The sequence below is a fragment of the Mycolicibacterium sp. XJ879 genome, assembly GCF_053483935.1.
The window spans coordinates 167,838-185,168 of record NZ_JBEFTH010000010.1 but is presented as its reverse complement, the minus strand read 5'-3'; the positions used below and the strand labels follow the sequence as shown (position 1 = coordinate 185,168).

Here is a 17,331-nt window from a genome sequence, read left to right as displayed (position 1 = left end):
GCCCCGGCGGTTTGGGCTTACGCTGCGGCGCATGCAACAGGTGCAGGATGTCAACGCCGTGATCGCGCAGGCGCGCAGCCACAGCCTCGGCGATATCCCGCGTCGGTCGGCCCGTCGACACCCGGACAAGACCGCGATCATCGACGGCGATCGGCAGTTGAGCTTCGCCGAATTCGACCATGTCGTCGACCGGGCGGCGGCTGCGTTGCACGACAACGGGTTTCGGCCAGGCGACCGGTTGGCTCTGTTGTCGCGCAACTGCTGGCAGTACGCGGTACTGGCGTTCGCGACGGCGCGCGCCGGGGTGGTGCTGGTCCCGATCAACTTCATGCTCACCGCCGACGAGATCGCCTACATCCTCGGCCACTGCAACGCAACCGGGTTCGTCGTCGAGGCCGAGCTCACACCGACCGCCGAGCAGGCCATGAGGTCAGGTGGTGCGGTCACGACCACCGCGGCGCTGATCCCGGCGGGCCAAGCGGCGCCGCCGGGATGGGACGACTTCGCGCAGTGGTTGACCACCACCTCGCCCGCACCGACACCGCACATCGACGATGACCAACTGCTGAGGCTGATGTACACCAGCGGCACCGAGTCGCGGCCCAAAGGGGTCATGCACTCCAGCCGCAGCCTGATCTGGCAGTACGTCAGCACGATCGTCGCCGGCTCGATGGCCGGCGATGACATCGAGGTCCATTCGTTGCCGCTCTACCACTGCGCGCAGTTGGACAACTTCCTGGCCACCGACATCTATTTGGGCGCCACCAGCATCATCGTGCCGCGGCCCGACCCGGATCTGGTGCTGCGGGCGATCGAGCGTCACCGCGTCACCAACTATTTCGCCCCGCCGACGGTGTGGATCTCGCTGCTGCGCTCACCGGTGTTCGACGAGGTGGACCTATCCAGCCTGCGTAAGGGCTACTACGGCGCGTCGGCGATGCCCACCGAGATCCTCGCCGAGCTGCGCCAGCGGCTGCCGGAGCTGCGACTGTGGAACTTCTACGGCCAGACCGAGTTGGCGCCGCTGGCCTCGGCGTTGGGGCCCGACGAACAGGACGCGCACGCGGGCGCGGCCGGACGGCCGGTGGTCAACGTGGAGACGACGATCCTCGACGACGCCGACAACCCGGTGCCCGCCGGTGTGGTGGGTGAAATCGCGCACCGCAGCCCGCACTTGATGCTCGGCTACCTCGACGACCCAGCCAAGACGGCGGATGCGTTCCGCGGCGGCTGGTTTCACTCCGGTGATCTCGGCTACTACGACGAGCACGGGCTGCTGCACGTGGTGGACCGCAAGAAGGACATGATCAACACCGGCGGCGAGAACGTCGCCAGCCGGGAGGTCGAGGACGTGTTGTACCGCCACGCCGGCGTCGAGGAAGTCGCGGTGTTCGGCCTGCCGCATCCCGTGTGGGTCGAAGCCGTGGCGGCAGCGGTCGTTCCTCGTGCCGGTGTCGTGTTGACCGCCGACGAGCTGCTGAGTCACTGCCGGGAGCACCTGGCCGGGTTCAAGACACCCAAACAGGTCTTCTTCGTCGACGCGTTACCGAAGAACCCGAGCGGCAAGCTGCTCAAACGTGTGCTGCGCGAACGCTTCAGCGCGGAGCAGCACGCCGATCGCTGAACTTCGTCTCCGAGTCAACTCCGAATGACCGTAGCACGCAATGGGTTTGGTCGAATATCGTCACCATGCACTTGTTGCAGTGCGTGCACAGTGACCTGGTTCCGGGATCGGCGCGAATACGGTTGATCAGCCCGGGGTCGCGAAGCAGCGCCCGGGCCATCGCGACGAATTCGAAGCCCTCGGCCATGGCGGCGTCCATGGCGGCTCGTCCGGTGATGCCGCCGAGCAACATCAAGGGCATCGTGAGCTCATGCCGGAACTGCCTGGCGAGGTCGAGCAGGTAGTTCTCTCGAAACGGATATTGCCGCAAGAAGAACCGGCCTGCGCTCGCCATCACCCAGCTGAGCGGAGCCGGGAAGACGCGTGCGAACTCGTTGCGGGGTGCGGCGCCCCGGAAGTAGTACATCGGGTTGAGCAGCGAGCTGCCAACCGTCAACTGCAAAGCGTCGAGTGCGCCGTCGTCCTGCAGCCACCGGGCGATCTGCAGGCTCTCCTCTATGCGCAGACCGCCAGGGACACCATCGTCCATGTTGAGTCTCGCCGTCACCGCGATGCGGTCGCCGACCGAGTCCCGCACGGCCATCGCGATCTCGCGAGCGAGCCGTGCGCGGTTCGCCAGCGAGCCTCCATAGTGGTCGCGACGACGATTCAGCAACGGGCTAAAGAACGCACTGACCAGGTAGTTGTGTCCGAAGTGCAGTTCGACAGCGTCGAAACCGGCATCCGCGGCCACGACCGCGCCGCGGGCGTGATCCGCGACGATCCGGGCGAGTTCGAGGGCGTCCGGACGGCGTGTCGAACTCATCGACAACGGGCTGAACAGCCTGTTGGGTGACAACGCCGGAAATCCATTCGAGGCGGCATTGGCGACCGGTCCAGCGTGGCCGAGTTGGGCGGACACCGCGGCCCCCTCGGCATGCACCGCGTAGGCGAGCCGCTGAAGTTGTTGCACCATATCCGGCTTCATCAAGATCTGGTTGCGTTCCGTCCGGCCTTCCGGCGAGACCGCGCAGTACGCGACGGTCGTCATCCCGACACCACCTGCGGCCGGCTCGCGGTGGTAGTCGATCAGGGCGTCGGTGACCGCGCCGTCGGGCGTGCGCGATTCGAAGGTCGCCGCCTTGACGACCCGGTTGCGCAGCGTCACCGGGCCCAGGGTGACGGCCGAGAACACGTCGGGCGCGGCGGCATTCACCGGGCCACCGCCGGCGTGACGAGTCCCGCCGTGACGAACTCCTGCAGCGTCCGCACCTGTCGCGGGGACAACCGTCGGTCTCCTGCGAGCGGATCACCGAACTGCGTAAAGATCAATTCGAACGCCAGCATCCATCGGTGCGCGGCCTCGTTCGCGGTCAAGCCAGCCACGTGGTGCTGCAGCATCTCCGCCCAGGGCGTGATCGAGAACCACCGTTCCGTCCAACGGAGTTTGTTGCGGGACAACAGGAGCCGCGACAACAGGTGCAGGTAGAGCCGGCCGGCGGGATCAGAAGCAAGGCCGACGAGCGGTTCGACAACGACGCGTACGGCATCGGCGACGCTGATGTCGGAGGCCGCCGGCGACGTCAGCGCGTCCTCCCACAGCGGCCCGAGCCTTGACTCCAACAGCGCCGAGACCAACTCCGCCTTCGATCCGAAGTGATAGTGCACCGCGGCGGTATTGACTCCGGCCGCGGTGCACACCGCGCGGATCGACACGTTCTCGTACCCGTTCTCGAGCAGCAGACGCTCCGCGACCGCCAACAGGTGCTGGCGGGTGTCGTTCTTGGTGATGGCCACGCACTTATGAAAACACGATGCAATCACTGTTTCAATAGGCGATTGAAACAGTGATTGGCTTTGTGGCAACGGGGCACCGCATCCCACAGTGACCGCTGGGCGGGAAGCCCTCGCCCGGCGCCCATGCGATCTCCACTACCGTGCGAACGATGCCGTCCGCGCGCACGAGCGTCCGGCCAGCGCCTGGACCGAAAGCAGGTCGCGAACCGCATCCATAGGTGAACCCGAGAGGACCACGAACCGTGACCGTTGCGCCGTTCCAGGGGCGTATTGCCCGCTTCGACGAACCGCGCAAGCCGTTCGAGATCGAGACGGTCAGCCTGCCCGAGGTGGGGCCGGGCGAGATCTTGATCAAGGTGAGCCGCACCAACATCTGCGGCTCTGACGTACATGCCTGGCACGGCACCTTCGCTACCGGCGGGCTCGGCGGCCAGTTGCCCACGGTGCTCGGCCACGAGATGGTGGGTGCGGTGGCGGCGCTCGGGGACGGCGTTTCCGCGGACTCCAACGGCGCGCCGCTGACGGTGGGCACCCGCGTGGTGTTCCCGTACTTCTTCGTCTGCCATACGTGCCGAAACTGCCTGGCGGGTCGGCGTAACGCCTGCCTCAACCTGAAGATGGCTATGCTGGGCCGCGCCGACGAGCCGCCGTACTTCGTCGGAGGCTACGGCGACTACTTCCTGCTGCCCGCAGGCGCGGTGCTGTACACCGTGCCCGACAGCCTGCAAGACGATGTGGCGGCCGGTGCGAATTGCGCGCTGTCGCAGGTGATGTACGGGCTGGAACGGGTCGACCAGCAGCTCGGTGAGTTCGTCGTGGTGCAGGGCGCCGGCGCGTTGGGCCTCTACGCCGTGGCGGTGGCCAAGGCCCGCGGTGCGGCCCGCGTCATCGCCATCGACGGGGTGCCGGAAAGGCTCGAGCTGGCACGGGCTTTCGGTGCTGACGAGGTGATCGACATCAACGAGGCCGCGACGGTGAAGGACCGCACGAAGATCGTGCGGAAGCTGACCGACGGGCAGGGCGCCGACGTGGTGGTCGAGGTGGTCGGCCACCCCGCGGCGATCGATGAGGGCCTGAAGATGCTGGGCCAGTTCGGTCGTTACGTCGAGATCGGCAACATCAACATCGGCAAGACGTTCGAGTTCGACCCGTCGCGGTTCGTGTTCGGCAACAAGACGATGGTCGGGGTGTCGCTGTATGACCCTGCCGTGCTGTCGCGGGCGCTGACCTTCCTCGAACAGCACCAGGACACCCTCCCCCTGCACCGGCTGGCCGCCGCGCAGTATCGGCTCGACGACATCAACGAGGCCTTCGCCGCCGCTGAGCACAAGCGCGACGTGCGCGCCAGCATCGTTCCCTGATCGCCTGAGGAGATCCATGCACGACTACACCCGCAAAACGCTGTTCATCGACGGGCAGTGGGTGACGCCGTCGGCAGGCGACGTGATCGAGGTCGTCGACCCCGCCACCGAGAACGTGATCGGCTGCGTGCCCAACGGAACGGCCAGCGATGTGGACGCGGCGGTGGCCGCCGCCCGCCGCGCCTTCGATCCGCTGATCACCCTCGCCGAGCGACGTGACCGCCTGGCCCGCGTCATCGCCGCGATGGAAAAGCGGCTACCCGACATCGCCGAGACCATCAGCCGCGAGATGGGCGCCCCGGTGCGCGTGGCACAGGGCGTTCAAACCAAAGTTCCGCTGGCGGTGGCCCGCGGCTTCGCCGACGTCCTCGACTCCTTCGATTTCGAAAAGCGCGTGGGCAATTCGGTGGTTCTGCGCGAGCCGTACGGTGTCGTCGGCGCCATCACCCCGTGGAACTACCCGCTGTACCAGGTGGTGGCCAAGGTACTGCCCGCGATCGCGGCGGGCTGCACCGTCGTCCTCAAGCCGAGCAACGAGGCCCCGCTGTCGGTGTTCGAATTCATCGAGGCGGTGGAAGAAGCCGGACTTCCCGGCGGTGTGGTGAACCTGGTGTCGGGCCGCGGATCCGTGGTGGGCGAGCGCATCGCCTCGCATCCCGACGTCGACGTGGTGTCGTTCACCGGGTCGACCGCGGTGGGCCGTCGGGTCGCCGAGCTGGCCGCCGGATCGGTGAAGAAGGTCGCCCTCGAACTGGGCGGCAAGTCCGCCAACGTCATCCTCGAAGGCGGCGACCTGACCACGGCGGTGAAGGTCGGCGTGGGCAACGCGTTCCTCAACAGCGGACAGACCTGCATGGCGTGGACCCGGATGCTGGTGCCGCAGTCGCGCTACGACGAAGCCCTCGAACTGATCGCCGCTGCCGCCGCCAAGTACACCGTCGGCGACCCGTCCGATCCCGGCACCCGGGTCGGCCCGCTGGCCTCGGCCGCGCAATTCGAATCCGTGCGAGGGTTCATCGACCGCGCGCGCAGCGACGGCGCCCGGCTGCTCATCGGCGGATCCGAGACCGTCCGCGACACCGGCTACTACGTCGCACCGACCGTGTTCGGCGACGTCGACCCCGCCTCCGAGTTGGGCCAGGAGGAGGTCTTCGGACCGGTGCTCGCGGTGATCCCGTTTCGGGACCCCGACGACGCCCTGTCCATCGCCAACGGAACGCCCTACGGGCTCGCGGGCGCGGTGTGGGGTCCCGACCTCGACACCGCCATCTCGTTCGCCCGCCGCGTGCAGACCGGACAACTCGACATCAACGGCGGCATGTACAACCCGGTCGCCCCCTTCGGCGGATACAAGAAGTCCGGTGTCGGCCGGGAACTGGGCCGCGCGGGTTTCGAGGAATTCTTGCAGACCAAGTCCCTACAGTTGCCGTCATGAGCACACCGCTGAACATCGCCGCTCATGGTGCGACACAGACGTGGACCATCGACCTGCCCGGGGTCGGCAACGCGATCACCGACAAGGGCTTCATCTCGGCGTTTGAGGCCGCCGTCGACGCGGCCAACGCCGACATCGACGTGCGCGCGGTGGTCCTGACCGGCGCGGGCAAGATTTTCTCCGCGGGCGGCAACGTCAAGGAAATGGCCGATCGCACCGGGATGTTCGGCCTCGACGCCCTCGACCAGCGGCGTGCCTACGTCGACGGAATCCAGCGGATACCGCGCGCACTCGGTCGCCTGGAGGTCCCGTTGATCGCCGCGGTCAACGGTCCCGCGGTCGGGGCGGGCTGCGACCTGGCCATGATGTGCGACATCCGGGTAACCTCCGAGCGGGCCTCGTTCGCCGAGAGCTTCGTGCAGATCGGCATCATCCCGGGCGACGGCGGCACCTGGTTCCTGCCGAGGGCGATCGGCTTCGAGCGCGCCGCAGAGATGACGTTCACCGGCGACCGCATCGATGCGGCCACCGCCTTGGAGTGGGGCCTGGTCAGCCGCGTCGTGCCGCACGACGACCTGCTCCCCGAGGCGCTCGCGCTGGCCGACCGAATCACGAAGAACCCGGCGCACGCGGTGCGGATGGCCAAACGCCTGCTGCAAGAGTCGCGGACCGGCTCACTCGACTCCACGCTGGCCATGGCCGCGGCGATGCAACCGCTGGCTCACCGCGACCCCGAACACGAACAGCGCATCGACCGGTGGCGGACCGCCCGGTGACGCTCCCCCGCCTGGTGCCCCCCGCGGCCGTCGACGCCACCGCGACGGCGGCCCTACGAACCGAGGTCCGCGAATTCCTCGCCGAGCAACGCGCTGCGGGCGCCTTCACACCGTCGGTCGACGCGTGGCTGACGAGATGGGACGAAGACTTTACCAAAGCACTTGCCGCGCAAGGCTATCTAGGCATGACGGTGCCGGTGGAGTACGGCGGACACGGACGCTCGTTCGTCGAACGGTTCGCCGTGACCGAGGAGCTCCTCGCTGCGGGCGCACCGGTCGCGGCACACTGGATCGCCGACCGGCAGATCGTGCCGTCGCTGCTCAAGTACGGCACGGAACTGCAGAAGAAGAGGTTTTTGCCGCAGATCACCCGGGGCGAGTGTTTCTTCGGCATCGGCATGAGCGAACCGGATTCCGGTTCCGATCTGGCCAGCGTGCGTACCAAGGCGGTGCGGGTCGACGGTGGCTGGTCGCTGTCGGGCACCAAGGTGTGGACCTCGGGTGCGCACCGCGCGCATGCGTTCATCGCGTTGGCCCGCACCGCGCCCGTCGACCCGGATAACCGACACGCCGGGCTGAGCCAGTTCATCGTCGACCTGCGCGGGTCGGGAGTCGACATCCGACCGGTCGTCTCGATGAACGGGGCACATCATTTCAACGAGGTGATCCTCGACGACGCCTTCGTGCCCGACGACATGGTGTTCGGCGAGATCGGCGGGGGCTGGCGTCAGGTGACCTCGGAGTTGGCCTTCGAGCGCAGCGGGCCCGAGCGGTTCCTGTCGACGTTCGTCTTGCTCAGAGCGTGCGCCGAAAAAACTGCGGTACAACAGGTTCCGCGCGACGCAGGGATCGGTCGCCTGGTCGCCAGAATCGCCGGCCTGCACCAGATGTCGAGCGCCGTCGCGGGCGCGCTGGAGCGACGTGAGCCAGCCGATGTGCCCGCGGCGGTGGTCAAGGTGCTCGGCACCACCACCGAGGGCGACATCGCCGACTTCGCCGACACCATCACCGGCGACGCCACCGATCCCGAGTTCGCCCAACTGGTTTCGAACGCGGTCGACCAGCGGCCCGGCTTCACACTGCGCGGCGGAACCAACGAGGTGCTGCGCGGTGTGATCGCGCGAGGATTGGGGCTGCGATGAGCGCGAACGTGGATCCCGCATTGATCGAAATGATGGGCGGGGTCTTCGCTGAGTACCGCGAAGCCCATCCCCCGGCAGCGAAGGCAGCGGAACGAGACACCGAGTTGTGGCGGCGCCTCGACGATCTAGGCCTGGTGCGCCTGACCGGCGCCGAGGAGTTCGGCGGCAGTGACGCGAGCTGGTTCGAGGCCGCCGAACTGCTCGCGGCCGCGGCGCACAACGGGGTGCGAATACCGTTGGCCGAACACGACCTACTGGCCTGCTGGCTGCTCGAGGCGAACGGAATGGGCAGCGACGACGCGGTGCGCACGGTGTGCCTGCTGGGCGACGACGCGACGGCCCACCGCGTCCCCTGGGCGGCGAGCAGCGACCGGGTGGTCGTCGTGTGGCGCGACGGCGACGACCACCGCGTCGCCGACGTCGACGCCGCGGCACTGGCGATCACGCCCGGCACCAACCTGATCGGGGAACCCCGCGACACCGTCCAGGCCGACGTCGCCGCGCTCCACGGTGTCCCGGTGGACTCCGGGCTGGTCGAACAGTTGTGGCTGAGATCGGCGCTAGTGCGGGCGATCCAGGTGTGCGCGGCGCTCGACACGATCGTCGCGTCGTCGGTGGAACACGCCGCGTCACGGGTCCAGTTCGGTCGGCCCTTGTCCCGGTTCCAGGCCGTCCAGCACTTGATCGCCGACCTTGCGGCCGAGGCGGCGCTGGCCCGGGCGGCGACCGAATCGGCGTTGACGACAGCGGTCGGCAGTAGTTGGGCGGCGACGAACCTGCGCTTTCGCGTCGCGGCGGCCCGATCGTGCGTCGGCCACGCCACGTCGGTCGTCGTGCGCAACGCCCATCAGGTGCACGGTGCCATCGGCACCACCCTCGAACACCGGCTGCACGAGTTCACCCGCGCCGCGCTGGCGTGGCGCTCGGAGTTCGGGTCGGTGCGCTACTGGGACGAGCAGGTGACCGACGCGGCGCTGGGCCCGGGCGCGGACATGTGGAGCCTGATCACCGACTGAGCCGCCGGGCGAGCGGTGTTCCACTCAACGGGCACCGCGGTGCCAACCCGGGCGTGCCGGAGGTTGACTCGCTGCCATGAGCAACGACATCACGCTGTCTGAGGTCCAGGAGTTCATCGCCGGCTTCTGGTACCACTACGACCAGGGCCACTTCAGCGAACTTGGAGCCCGGATGGGCGACGAGATGGAGTACCTGAGCCGATCGGACTCAGGCAACTGCCCGTTCGAAGAGCTGCTGGCCGCCGAGTTGCACGGCAAGGACGAGACGCTGGCGTGGCTGAGCCAGCACCGCAACGAGAACCCCTACCCGCTGCGCCACCACGCGACCAACATCTTCCGCACCGGAGTCGACGGCGCCGTCACCACCGCCCGCTTCTACCTGTACGTCAACCAGGTGACCAACAACGTCCCGTTCGACGTCTCCAGCGGCGTGGTCGACGTGGGCATCCGGCGCGCGGAGGACGGTGGGCTGGTGTTCACGTCGATGACCGTGATCCTCGACGCCGAGGACTCCATCCCATTCGCCGAGCACGCCGCCAAATCCGCGACGGCCGCGGCCGGTTCCTAGCCGGTGGACGCGCGGGCGACCTTCGGCGGTGGTGTCGCGGTCATCACCGGCGCAGGCAACGGCATCGGTGCGGGGCTGGCGCGCCACGCCGCCGCCCTGGGCATGACCGTGGTTCTGGTCGACATCGACGCTGAGGCCATCGCCGCGTTGGGCCGGGAGCTGCCGGGCTCGGTGGCCTTCGTGTGCGATGTACGCGAGCCAGATGCACTCGAAAACGTTGCCGCACAGGTCTACTCGGATGTCGGCCCGGTACGGCTGTTGGTCAACAACGCCGGGGTCGAGCAGTTCGGTTACCTCTGGGACACCCCGGTCGCCAACTGGGACCGGTTGGTCGACATCAACGTCAGCGGGGTTTTCTACGGGATTCGCGCGTTTCTGCCCCGCATGATCGCCGCCGAGACCTCGGCGTGGGTGTGGAATCTGTCGTCGATCGGCGGGGTCGTCGCGGTGCCGTTGCAGACGCCCTACATCATGAGCAAGCATGCGGTGCTGGCGCTGACCGAATGCCTGCGCCTGGAGGTGGAACTGGCCGGGCACGCCGACCGAATCCGCGTGCAGGCGGTGCTGCCGGGGGCGGTGCGGTCCAACATCTTCGAAGCGGCCGGTGGGGTCGACGACGGCGACGTGGGGGCGGCCGAATCGCAGCGGACGGCGATGCTCGACATCAAGGCCGAGGCGATGGATCCGCTCGAGGCGGCGCGTGTGGTGTTCGACCAGTCGGCCGTCGGTGAGTTCTATCTGCTCACCCAACCCGACTATGTCGGAAACGCGATGGCGGAGCGGGCCGAAGTGCTGGCGCAGCGCCGCGCACCGGTGTTGCGCACCAAGCAGCGATTCGATCCCGCGCAGCAGTGACGGCATCCGGCTGAAAGAAGGTCGCTGAAAGAGGGTTGACGTGCAACTCGCCGACAGGGTGTTCGTAGTGACCGGCGCAGGCAACGGAATGGGCCGGCAAGTCGCGCTTGGCCTTTCCCGCCGAGGCGCCCGCGTCGCGGCGGTGGACCTCGATGCCGTCGGGCTGGCCGGCACGGCTGAGCTCGCGGGCCAGACCGGCTCCCCGGTGTCGACCCACGATCTCGACGTCACCGACGACGAGGCCGTCGCGGCACTGCCGCATGCGGTGACAGAGGCGCACGGGCGGGTCGACGGGCTGGTCAACATCGCCGGCGTCATACACCGGTTCGCGCCGTTCGCCGAACTCTCCCCGGCGGAGACCAACCACATCATGGCCATCAACTTCGAAGGCACGGTGCGCATGTGCCGCACGTTCCTGCCCACCTTGCTGGCACGTCCGGAGGCGAACATCACCAACATGTCGAGTCTTTCCGCGCTGTTGCCGTTTGCCAGCCAAACGCTGTACAGCGCGAGCAAGGGCGCGGTCAAGCAGTTCAGCGAAGGCCTTTACGCCGAACTGTGCGACACCAACGTCCATGTGATGACGGTGTTTCCGGGCAACATCGACACCAACCTGACGGGCAACTCCGGGGTGCAGATGCTCGACGCCGGCGGCAAGAAAGTCCGTTCCACCAGCGCCGAGGCCGCGGGCGACAAGATCGTCGACGGCATTGCCGATGACCGGTTCCGCGTCCTGATCGGCACGGATGCGCGGGCTCTCGACATCCTGACCCGACTGTCGGCGAAGCGCGCCACCCGGTTGGTCGCCAAACAGATCAAGTCGGTCCTGTGAGAGCGAACATGCCAACAACAACTGAGTACGACGTCATCGTCGTCGGGTTCGGGGCTGCCGGTGCCGCCGCGGCGATCGAGGCCGCCGACCGCGGCGCACGCGTGCTGGTGCTGGACCGCGGATACGGTGGCGGGGCTACCGCGCTGTCGGGCGGAATCATCTACGCGGGCGCGGGAACCGCCGAACAGCGGGCCGGTGGATACGACGACACCGTCGAGGACATGCGGGCCTACCTCGAGCAGGAGGTCGGCGACGCGGTCAGCGGCGATACGTTGCAGAGGTTCTGCGAGCAGAGCCCGGCCCTGATCGACTGGCTCAAGAAGCAAGGGGTGCGGTTCCGCGGCGGTCCGGTGTCGGCGTACAAGACGTCGTATCCGACCGACGACTTCTACCTGTACTACTCCGGAAACGAAAAAGCCCATCCCTACTCGCTGCACGCGCGTCCCGTACCGCGCGGCCACCGAGTGCTGGCGCCGGGTATGAGTTCGGGCAAGGTACTGTTCGAGCACCTGCGCCGCTCGGCGAAAGCCAAAGGCGTCGAGTTTGTTCCGTTGTGCCGAGTGCACGAGCTCATCGCGGACGGCGACGGGCGCATCCGCGGGGTTCGCTACCGCGCGATGCCCGCGAACCATTCCCACGCACGCCGACACCGGGTGCTGACCAAGCTCACCGGCAAGACCGGCACCTGGCTCCCGGGTTTGGTCAAAGGCGCGGTCGACCGTGCCGAAAGGCTCTGGGCCGATGCCGCCGAAGACGGTGCGGCCCACGCCCGCGCCGTGATCCTGGCGGCAGGCGGCTTCGTGCACAACCGTGACTGGATGGCCGAACACGCGCCGGAGTTCATGCAAGTCTCCCCGCTGGGCACCCCCGGCGACGACGGCTCGGGCATCGCCCTGGGCGTCGCGGCCGGCGGCAGAACCGACAAGATGGGCAACATCACCGCCTGGCGCTTCCTGTCGCCGCCGAGCGCGTTCCTGGAAGGCCTCACCGTCGGCCGCGACGGCAGGCGCATCGCCAACGAGGACCTCTACGGCGCCACCCACGGCAACGTGATGATGCGCGAGTTCGGCGGCACCGGATGGGCCGTCTACGACGCCCCGACCTGGCGGAAGGTCAAAGACCAGATCGGTGAGCAGACACAGCTGTTCCAGCGCCTGCAGCTGATCTACCTGTTCACCGTCGGGCACAAGAAGGCGTCGACGATCGAGGGCCTGGCCGCCAAGAACGGGATCGATCCGGCGGGGCTGCGTCGCACCGTCGACGACTACAACCACGGCATCTCCAGTGGCGCAGGCGATCCCGCGCACAAAGAACCGGACCTGTGCCCGCCGCTTCTGACCCCGCCGTTCTACTCGATCAACATCTCGGCGGACTCGTCGATGTTCTATCCGATCCCCGGGTTGACGCTGGGCGGCCTCGTCGTCGACGTAGACACCGGTGAGGTGATTCACCGGACCGGCGGGACGGTGGCCGGTCTGTACGCCGCGGGCCGAAACGCGATCGGTATCTGCTCCAACAGCTATGTCAGCGGGCTATCCATCGCCGACTGCATCTTCAGCGGGCGACGCGCGGGCGCACACGCCACCACCACGCTAAGGTCGGCCTCCGGGAACCGAGATCAGCCGTGACGCAGTACCGTCTGGACCCCGACGCCGCCGAACGCGTCGCCGCCTTCGGGCCGATTCCACCGATGCGGCAGCGCGGTCTGAACGAAGTACGCCGGGGCATCGAATCCGCGCCGCACCCCGACGACATGCCGGAGATGGTCGAGGTCGAAAACCGCGCGATTCCCAGTGCGGGGGGAGCCATTCCGATCCGGATCTACCGGCCGACCCTCACCGACAGCGCCCCTGTCCTCGTCTACTTCCACGGCGGCGGAATGGTTTTGGGATCCAACCACTCGTTCGAACCGCTCGCCCGCGCACTAGCCGTACACAGCGGCGCCACGGTGGTGTCGGTCGAATACCGGCTGGCGCCCGAAGCGCCGGCGCCTGCGCAGTTCGAGGACGCCTATGCGGCCACCTCATACGTCGGGGCCCACGCCGGCGAACTGCGGATCGATCCCCGACGGTTGGCCGTCGTCGGCGACAGCGCGGGCGGCTCGTTGGCCGCGGCGGTCGCGCTCGCCGCACGGGACCGCGGCGGCCCGGCGATCTGCTGTCAGGTGCTGATGTATCCGGGTCTGGACCGCGACATGACCTGCACATCGATTGTCGACATGCCCGACGCGCCGATGCTGTCCCGCGACAACATCGACTACATGCACGCACTCGCCGACCGCGACGTGCGCATTCCGCCAGACCAATACCGTTTCCCCGCAATGGCAACCGATCTGACCGGGCTGCCGCCGGCCGTCGTCGTCACCGCCGAATACGATCCGATCCGCGACTGGGGCGAGCGGTACGCGCTTCGGCTACGCGACGCCGGCGTGCAGACCACGATGACCCGCTATCCCGGCATCTACCACGGCTTTCTGATGCGCTCTGATGCTACGGCCAGGGGCCGGTTGGCCGTGGCCGAGATCGGTGCGCTGTTGCGCGCGAAATTCGCCAACCCGCTTCCCTGGTAGCGGCGAGCAGACGCAGCAGGTGACAAATTTGTGCCGGACAACCACCTTCTGCGTCTGCTGGGCGCAAAAGCGGCGTCCCGATCACCGGACAGATGGCGATCCGACGGCAGGTGGGCGCGCCACAATCAGGCCATGCTTACCGAACAGCAACGGATGGAGTTGTCCGACGTCCTGCGGCCGGCCTCACCGCCGCGGGAGATCGACGACGTATACACCGACGACCAACGCGAGCGTCTGCTCGACGTGGTTCGCACCCAGGGGCCGTGGCGGCTGATCATCGCCCAGCACTTCGCGTCGGCCGAGGAGCTGATGGCCACCATGAGCGGAATGTTCCCCGAGGGGTTCACCCCGTCGCTGGACCTGTTTCTGACCGCGACGTTCCGCGGCTATCTGGCGAACTACGGCACGGTGCTCTACCCGGAGTTGCACGACTGCTTCTACAACAAGCGGTTCGTCGACCTGGCCAAGAGCTACTGGAACGCGGAATACGCCAAGCCGCAGATGATGCTGTTCAACATCAACGGGCCGTGCGCCAACCGCGATCCCGGTCATCTGGACTCCCCGAGCTTTCGCGGTGTGCGCCACGAGAACGCGCCGACCTGGCTGTGCAGCGTGATGGGCAAGTCCGGGCTGTTCCAGGACTACCTGATCAAGATGGCGCAGGTGATCACCTGGTTCTCCCTCGATGAGGGCAGCGGTTTCACCTACTGGCCCGACGGTCCGCTCAAGGAGCCGCGCCGTGTCCGGCCGCCGATCTACAACCGCGGTGTGCTGGTGCAGAACGAGATGATGGTGCATCGCGGCGAGGCGAACGGGCCGCTGGAGCAGCAGACCCCAACGGGCCTGGCTTTCGACACCGTGTTCACCGGTGACCCCGCCGATCGTGACCATTGGCTGCTCAAGAATGGCGACGACGTGATCGCCCGGCACCACACCGACGAACTGCGGTTCCTGGTGCACTGGTCGGCCGAGGTGTTCACCGACTTCGACGAGCTGAAGAAGAACATGGACGGCAGCGACGACCTCACCGTCGACAAGGCCATCGACATGCTCGTCGACGACGTGCACAAGAAGGGCATCAAGCTCGACGTGCCTGCCGAACCGCTACACGACCCGGAGTTCATCGCCGCGCTCAACGCGGTCTACGACCTGGGCGGTCCGACCAGCTACCCGGAGGAAGCGCCGATCAGCGCCTTCCAGCTGACCTGACGCGTCAGCGCACGACGACGTCGCTGGGCGGGCGCGGTGCGCCCAGCATGTCCCGGTGCGACGGCGGCTGTCGGCCGTCCTCGTCGGTGATGCCGTAGCGCTGGGCGAGTTCGGCGGCGATCAGGGTGTGCCCGCTGTACTGGCCGCGCTGCGGGTCGCGGTACAGCGCGTCGATCACATGCCCGACGAACTCGGGGGTTTCGGCGTGCTGCGCCATGGCCGCCAGGGCTTCGGGCTTGCCGTCGAAAGCGTTGCGCAGCTTGGCCGTCAGCAGGATCCCCATCCAGATCGATGCGGTGTGCACGGAGGTTTCGCGGAAGTCGACGGCCATATCGGCCGCCATCTTGTCTAGGCCGGCCTTCTGCGCCCCGTAGGCGGGCCCGTGCATGTAGCACACCGAACCCGGCGAGGACGTGAAGGTGATCAGCCCCCGCTCGGCGCGAAGCAGCAGCGGGGCAGCGAAATACGACGCGACATACGCCGAGCGAAGACCGACGTCGAGGATCCCGGCCAAGTCGATGGGCGTGTCCCAGAACGGTTTCGGGTCGGTCAGCGCGTCGTGTACCGCGGCGGCGTTGTTGACGAGCAGGTCCAGCCGGCCGTTCTCGGCGCCCACCCGGCGAAACAGCGCGGCCACGGCGTCGTCGTCGCGGTGATCGAGCGGCGCCGCGATCACACCGTCGCCGCCGTCGGTGACGCTGCGGCCGGTCGCGTACACCCGCCAGCCGCGCGCCACCAGCGCCCGCGCGATGCCGAGGCCCGCGCCGCGGCTGGCGCCCGTCACGACGGCGACGGGCGGGTCGTGGTTTTCGGTCACGAGAGCCGCCCCGCGATACCGTCCGACAACAGCGTTCGCGCCTCGGCGCGGCCGTCGAGTGTGCGGGTGGCGCGGTGGGTGATCTGCCAGCGCCCGTCGATCCGCTTGAGCCGGAAGTGGTTTGCGGCTGCGCGCCACACCGCGTAGCCGTCCTCGCGCCGGGTCACCACCAACGATTCGCACACCGCGATCGCCTCATCGCCGTGCACGGTGACCACTGCCGGACCGAGGAAGTGGGCGCAGCCGCGCTCGATCAGGCCGCGGTGGGCGTCGGAGGCCACCATGGCGGCGACGTCGGCGCGGCTGCGCATCGGCCAGCCCTCGACGTCGTAGGCGCCGTCGACCGCCCACAGCCCGGCCGCCGCCTCAGCCTCACCCGCATCGACCAGCGGGCCGTAGGACGCGATGATCCGTTCGATCGCACGCTCGTCCTCGACGCGGGAAAGCCGCGCTTCCAGTTCTGCCAGTCGGTCGTCGGTCACGACGGCTCCTCACATGTCGTCGGCCACCGTGCGTAGCGCGCCGAGTTGGTCACAGTAGTCGTCGGGGTTCCGGGCCGCCAAGGAGCAGGTGACGGAAGTGGCACCCAGGTCGGCCAGCTTGCGCAACCTGCGCACCGTCGTATCGGCATCGCCGCGGGGGTCCAGCGGGCCGACCGGTAACACGACGTCGAACTGCGGCGGAAGTTCTACGGCGGCAAGCAGTCTGGCGATCTCGGCGCTGCGCAGCCCGAAGGGCATCCAGCCGTCGGCCAACTCGACCGCGCGGCGCAGCGACCGGGCGCTGCGGCCACCCACCCAGATCGGCACCCGTGGCTGCACCGCGCACGGTTCGACCACCATCGCGTCGTACCGGTAGTACTCGCCGTCGTACGCCGGGTGCGGTGTGGACAGCGACGCCCGCAGGGCACGGATCGCGTCGTCGGAGCGCCTACCCCGGTCCGCCCACGCGGCACCGAGCAGGTCGAACTCGGCGGACAGCGAGCCGACGCCGACGCCGAGCACCAGCCGTCCACCGCTGATGCGGTCCAGCGTGCCGTAGCGCTTCGCGAGCGCCAGCGGGTGGTGATATCCCAATACCACCACCGACGTGGCCAGCCGGATGCGTGCGGTGCGCGCCGCCAGAAACGCCAACGTGGCCAGTGGATCCCAGTAGACCGAGCCGCGCACCGAGGCGTCGTCGTCGGGGACGGCGACATGCTCCGAACACGTCAGGTAGTCGAACCCGAGTTCGTCGGCCGTCTGCGCGATCCGCGCGATGTCCTCGATACCGGCGTCGCGCTCCCACGCGCCGGCCACGCCGGGCATCTGAATGACCACCGGTGTCGACAATCCGATTCGCACAGCTTCAG

Annotated in this window: 17 protein-coding genes; 12 read left to right on the top strand and 5 right to left on the bottom strand. The window is 68.0% G+C overall.

All coding sequences use genetic code 11. The features are described 5' to 3' along the window. Nucleotides 1-31 precede the first annotated feature (31 nt). Nucleotides 32-1,624, top strand: coding sequence for an acyl-CoA synthetase (locus tag ABQF13_RS20730; protein ID WP_448394659.1), 1,593 nt, complete (start codon nucleotides 32-34; stop codon nucleotides 1,622-1,624). Here ABQF13_RS20730 and ABQF13_RS20725 read toward each other — a convergent pair. Continuing rightward, on the bottom strand, nucleotides 1,596-2,819 hold the full coding sequence (locus ABQF13_RS20725) for an NADH:flavin oxidoreductase (protein WP_427073674.1): 1,224 nt from the start codon (nucleotides 2,817-2,819) through the stop codon (nucleotides 1,596-1,598). The genes ABQF13_RS20730 and ABQF13_RS20725 overlap by 29 nt on opposite strands. Continuing rightward, complete coding sequence (locus tag ABQF13_RS20720; protein ID WP_427073673.1) at nucleotides 2,816-3,400, bottom strand: TetR/AcrR family transcriptional regulator; 585 nt, start codon at nucleotides 3,398-3,400, stop codon at nucleotides 2,816-2,818. The genes ABQF13_RS20725 and ABQF13_RS20720 overlap by 4 nt, the downstream gene beginning before the upstream one ends. Before the next feature lie 242 nt (nucleotides 3,401-3,642). Between ABQF13_RS20720 and ABQF13_RS20715 the strand changes: the two genes are divergently transcribed. From ABQF13_RS20715 to ABQF13_RS20665, 11 genes are all read left to right on the top strand, one after another. Next, nucleotides 3,643-4,761, top strand: coding sequence for a zinc-binding dehydrogenase (locus ABQF13_RS20715; RefSeq protein WP_448394658.1), 1,119 nt, complete (start codon nucleotides 3,643-3,645; stop codon nucleotides 4,759-4,761). 16 nt (nucleotides 4,762-4,777) lie between these two features. Further along, nucleotides 4,778-6,196 carry an aldehyde dehydrogenase family protein gene (locus ABQF13_RS20710; RefSeq protein WP_448394657.1) on the top strand — a complete coding sequence of 473 codons (1,419 nt, stop codon included), beginning with the start codon at nucleotides 4,778-4,780 and terminating at the stop codon, nucleotides 6,194-6,196. Beyond that, nucleotides 6,193-6,972 (top strand): crotonase/enoyl-CoA hydratase family protein, encoded by a 780-nt coding sequence (locus tag ABQF13_RS20705; RefSeq protein ID WP_448394656.1) that lies wholly within the window; start codon nucleotides 6,193-6,195, stop codon nucleotides 6,970-6,972. The genes ABQF13_RS20710 and ABQF13_RS20705 overlap by 4 nt, the downstream gene beginning before the upstream one ends. Beyond that, nucleotides 6,969-8,114 carry an acyl-CoA dehydrogenase family protein gene (locus ABQF13_RS20700; RefSeq protein ID WP_448394655.1) on the top strand — a complete coding sequence of 382 codons (1,146 nt, stop codon included), beginning with the start codon at nucleotides 6,969-6,971 and terminating at the stop codon, nucleotides 8,112-8,114. Before ABQF13_RS20705 ends, ABQF13_RS20700 begins: the two co-directional genes overlap by 4 nt. Next, on the top strand, nucleotides 8,111-9,130 hold the full coding sequence (locus ABQF13_RS20695) for an acyl-CoA dehydrogenase family protein (RefSeq protein WP_448394654.1): 1,020 nt from the start codon (nucleotides 8,111-8,113) through the stop codon (nucleotides 9,128-9,130). The genes ABQF13_RS20700 and ABQF13_RS20695 overlap by 4 nt, the downstream gene beginning before the upstream one ends. 76 nt (nucleotides 9,131-9,206) lie before the next feature. After that, the gene (locus ABQF13_RS20690; RefSeq protein WP_448394653.1) at nucleotides 9,207-9,698 is read left to right on the top strand and encodes a nuclear transport factor 2 family protein; all 492 of its coding nucleotides are present in this window, start codon (nucleotides 9,207-9,209) and stop codon (nucleotides 9,696-9,698) included. A gap of 3 nt (nucleotides 9,699-9,701) precedes the next feature. Then, nucleotides 9,702-10,553 (top strand): SDR family oxidoreductase, encoded by an 852-nt coding sequence (locus ABQF13_RS20685; RefSeq protein WP_448394652.1) that lies wholly within the window; start codon nucleotides 9,702-9,704, stop codon nucleotides 10,551-10,553. A gap of 40 nt (nucleotides 10,554-10,593) precedes the next feature. Further along, complete coding sequence (locus tag ABQF13_RS20680; protein WP_448394651.1) at nucleotides 10,594-11,385, top strand: SDR family NAD(P)-dependent oxidoreductase; 792 nt, start codon at nucleotides 10,594-10,596, stop codon at nucleotides 11,383-11,385. A gap of 8 nt (nucleotides 11,386-11,393) precedes the next feature. Beyond that, nucleotides 11,394-13,013, top strand: a complete 1,620-nt coding sequence (locus ABQF13_RS20675; protein WP_448394650.1) for an FAD-binding protein — start codon at nucleotides 11,394-11,396, stop codon at nucleotides 13,011-13,013. Further along, nucleotides 13,010-13,954 (top strand): alpha/beta hydrolase, encoded by a 945-nt coding sequence (locus ABQF13_RS20670; protein ID WP_448394649.1) that lies wholly within the window; start codon nucleotides 13,010-13,012, stop codon nucleotides 13,952-13,954. The genes ABQF13_RS20675 and ABQF13_RS20670 overlap by 4 nt, the downstream gene beginning before the upstream one ends. A gap of 132 nt (nucleotides 13,955-14,086) precedes the next feature. Continuing rightward, nucleotides 14,087-15,163, top strand: coding sequence for a hypothetical protein (locus ABQF13_RS20665; RefSeq protein ID WP_448394648.1), 1,077 nt, complete (start codon nucleotides 14,087-14,089; stop codon nucleotides 15,161-15,163). A 4-nt stretch (nucleotides 15,164-15,167) separates the two neighbouring features. Here the strand turns inward: ABQF13_RS20665 and ABQF13_RS20660 are convergent, their stop codons facing one another. The 3 genes from ABQF13_RS20660 to ABQF13_RS20650 are packed head-to-tail and all read right to left on the bottom strand — an operon-like array spanning nucleotide 15,168 to nucleotide 17,323. Beyond that, nucleotides 15,168-15,980, bottom strand: coding sequence for an SDR family NAD(P)-dependent oxidoreductase (locus ABQF13_RS20660; RefSeq protein WP_448394647.1), 813 nt, complete (start codon nucleotides 15,978-15,980; stop codon nucleotides 15,168-15,170). Further along, a complete protein-coding gene (locus tag ABQF13_RS20655) occupies nucleotides 15,977-16,462 on the bottom strand; it encodes a nuclear transport factor 2 family protein (protein WP_448394646.1) in 486 nt (161 codons plus the stop codon). The genes ABQF13_RS20660 and ABQF13_RS20655 overlap by 4 nt, the downstream gene beginning before the upstream one ends. Before the next feature lie 9 nt (nucleotides 16,463-16,471). Continuing rightward, complete coding sequence (locus ABQF13_RS20650; RefSeq protein WP_448394645.1) at nucleotides 16,472-17,323, bottom strand: LLM class F420-dependent oxidoreductase; 852 nt, start codon at nucleotides 17,321-17,323, stop codon at nucleotides 16,472-16,474. Between the last annotated feature and the right edge of the window lie 8 nt (nucleotides 17,324-17,331).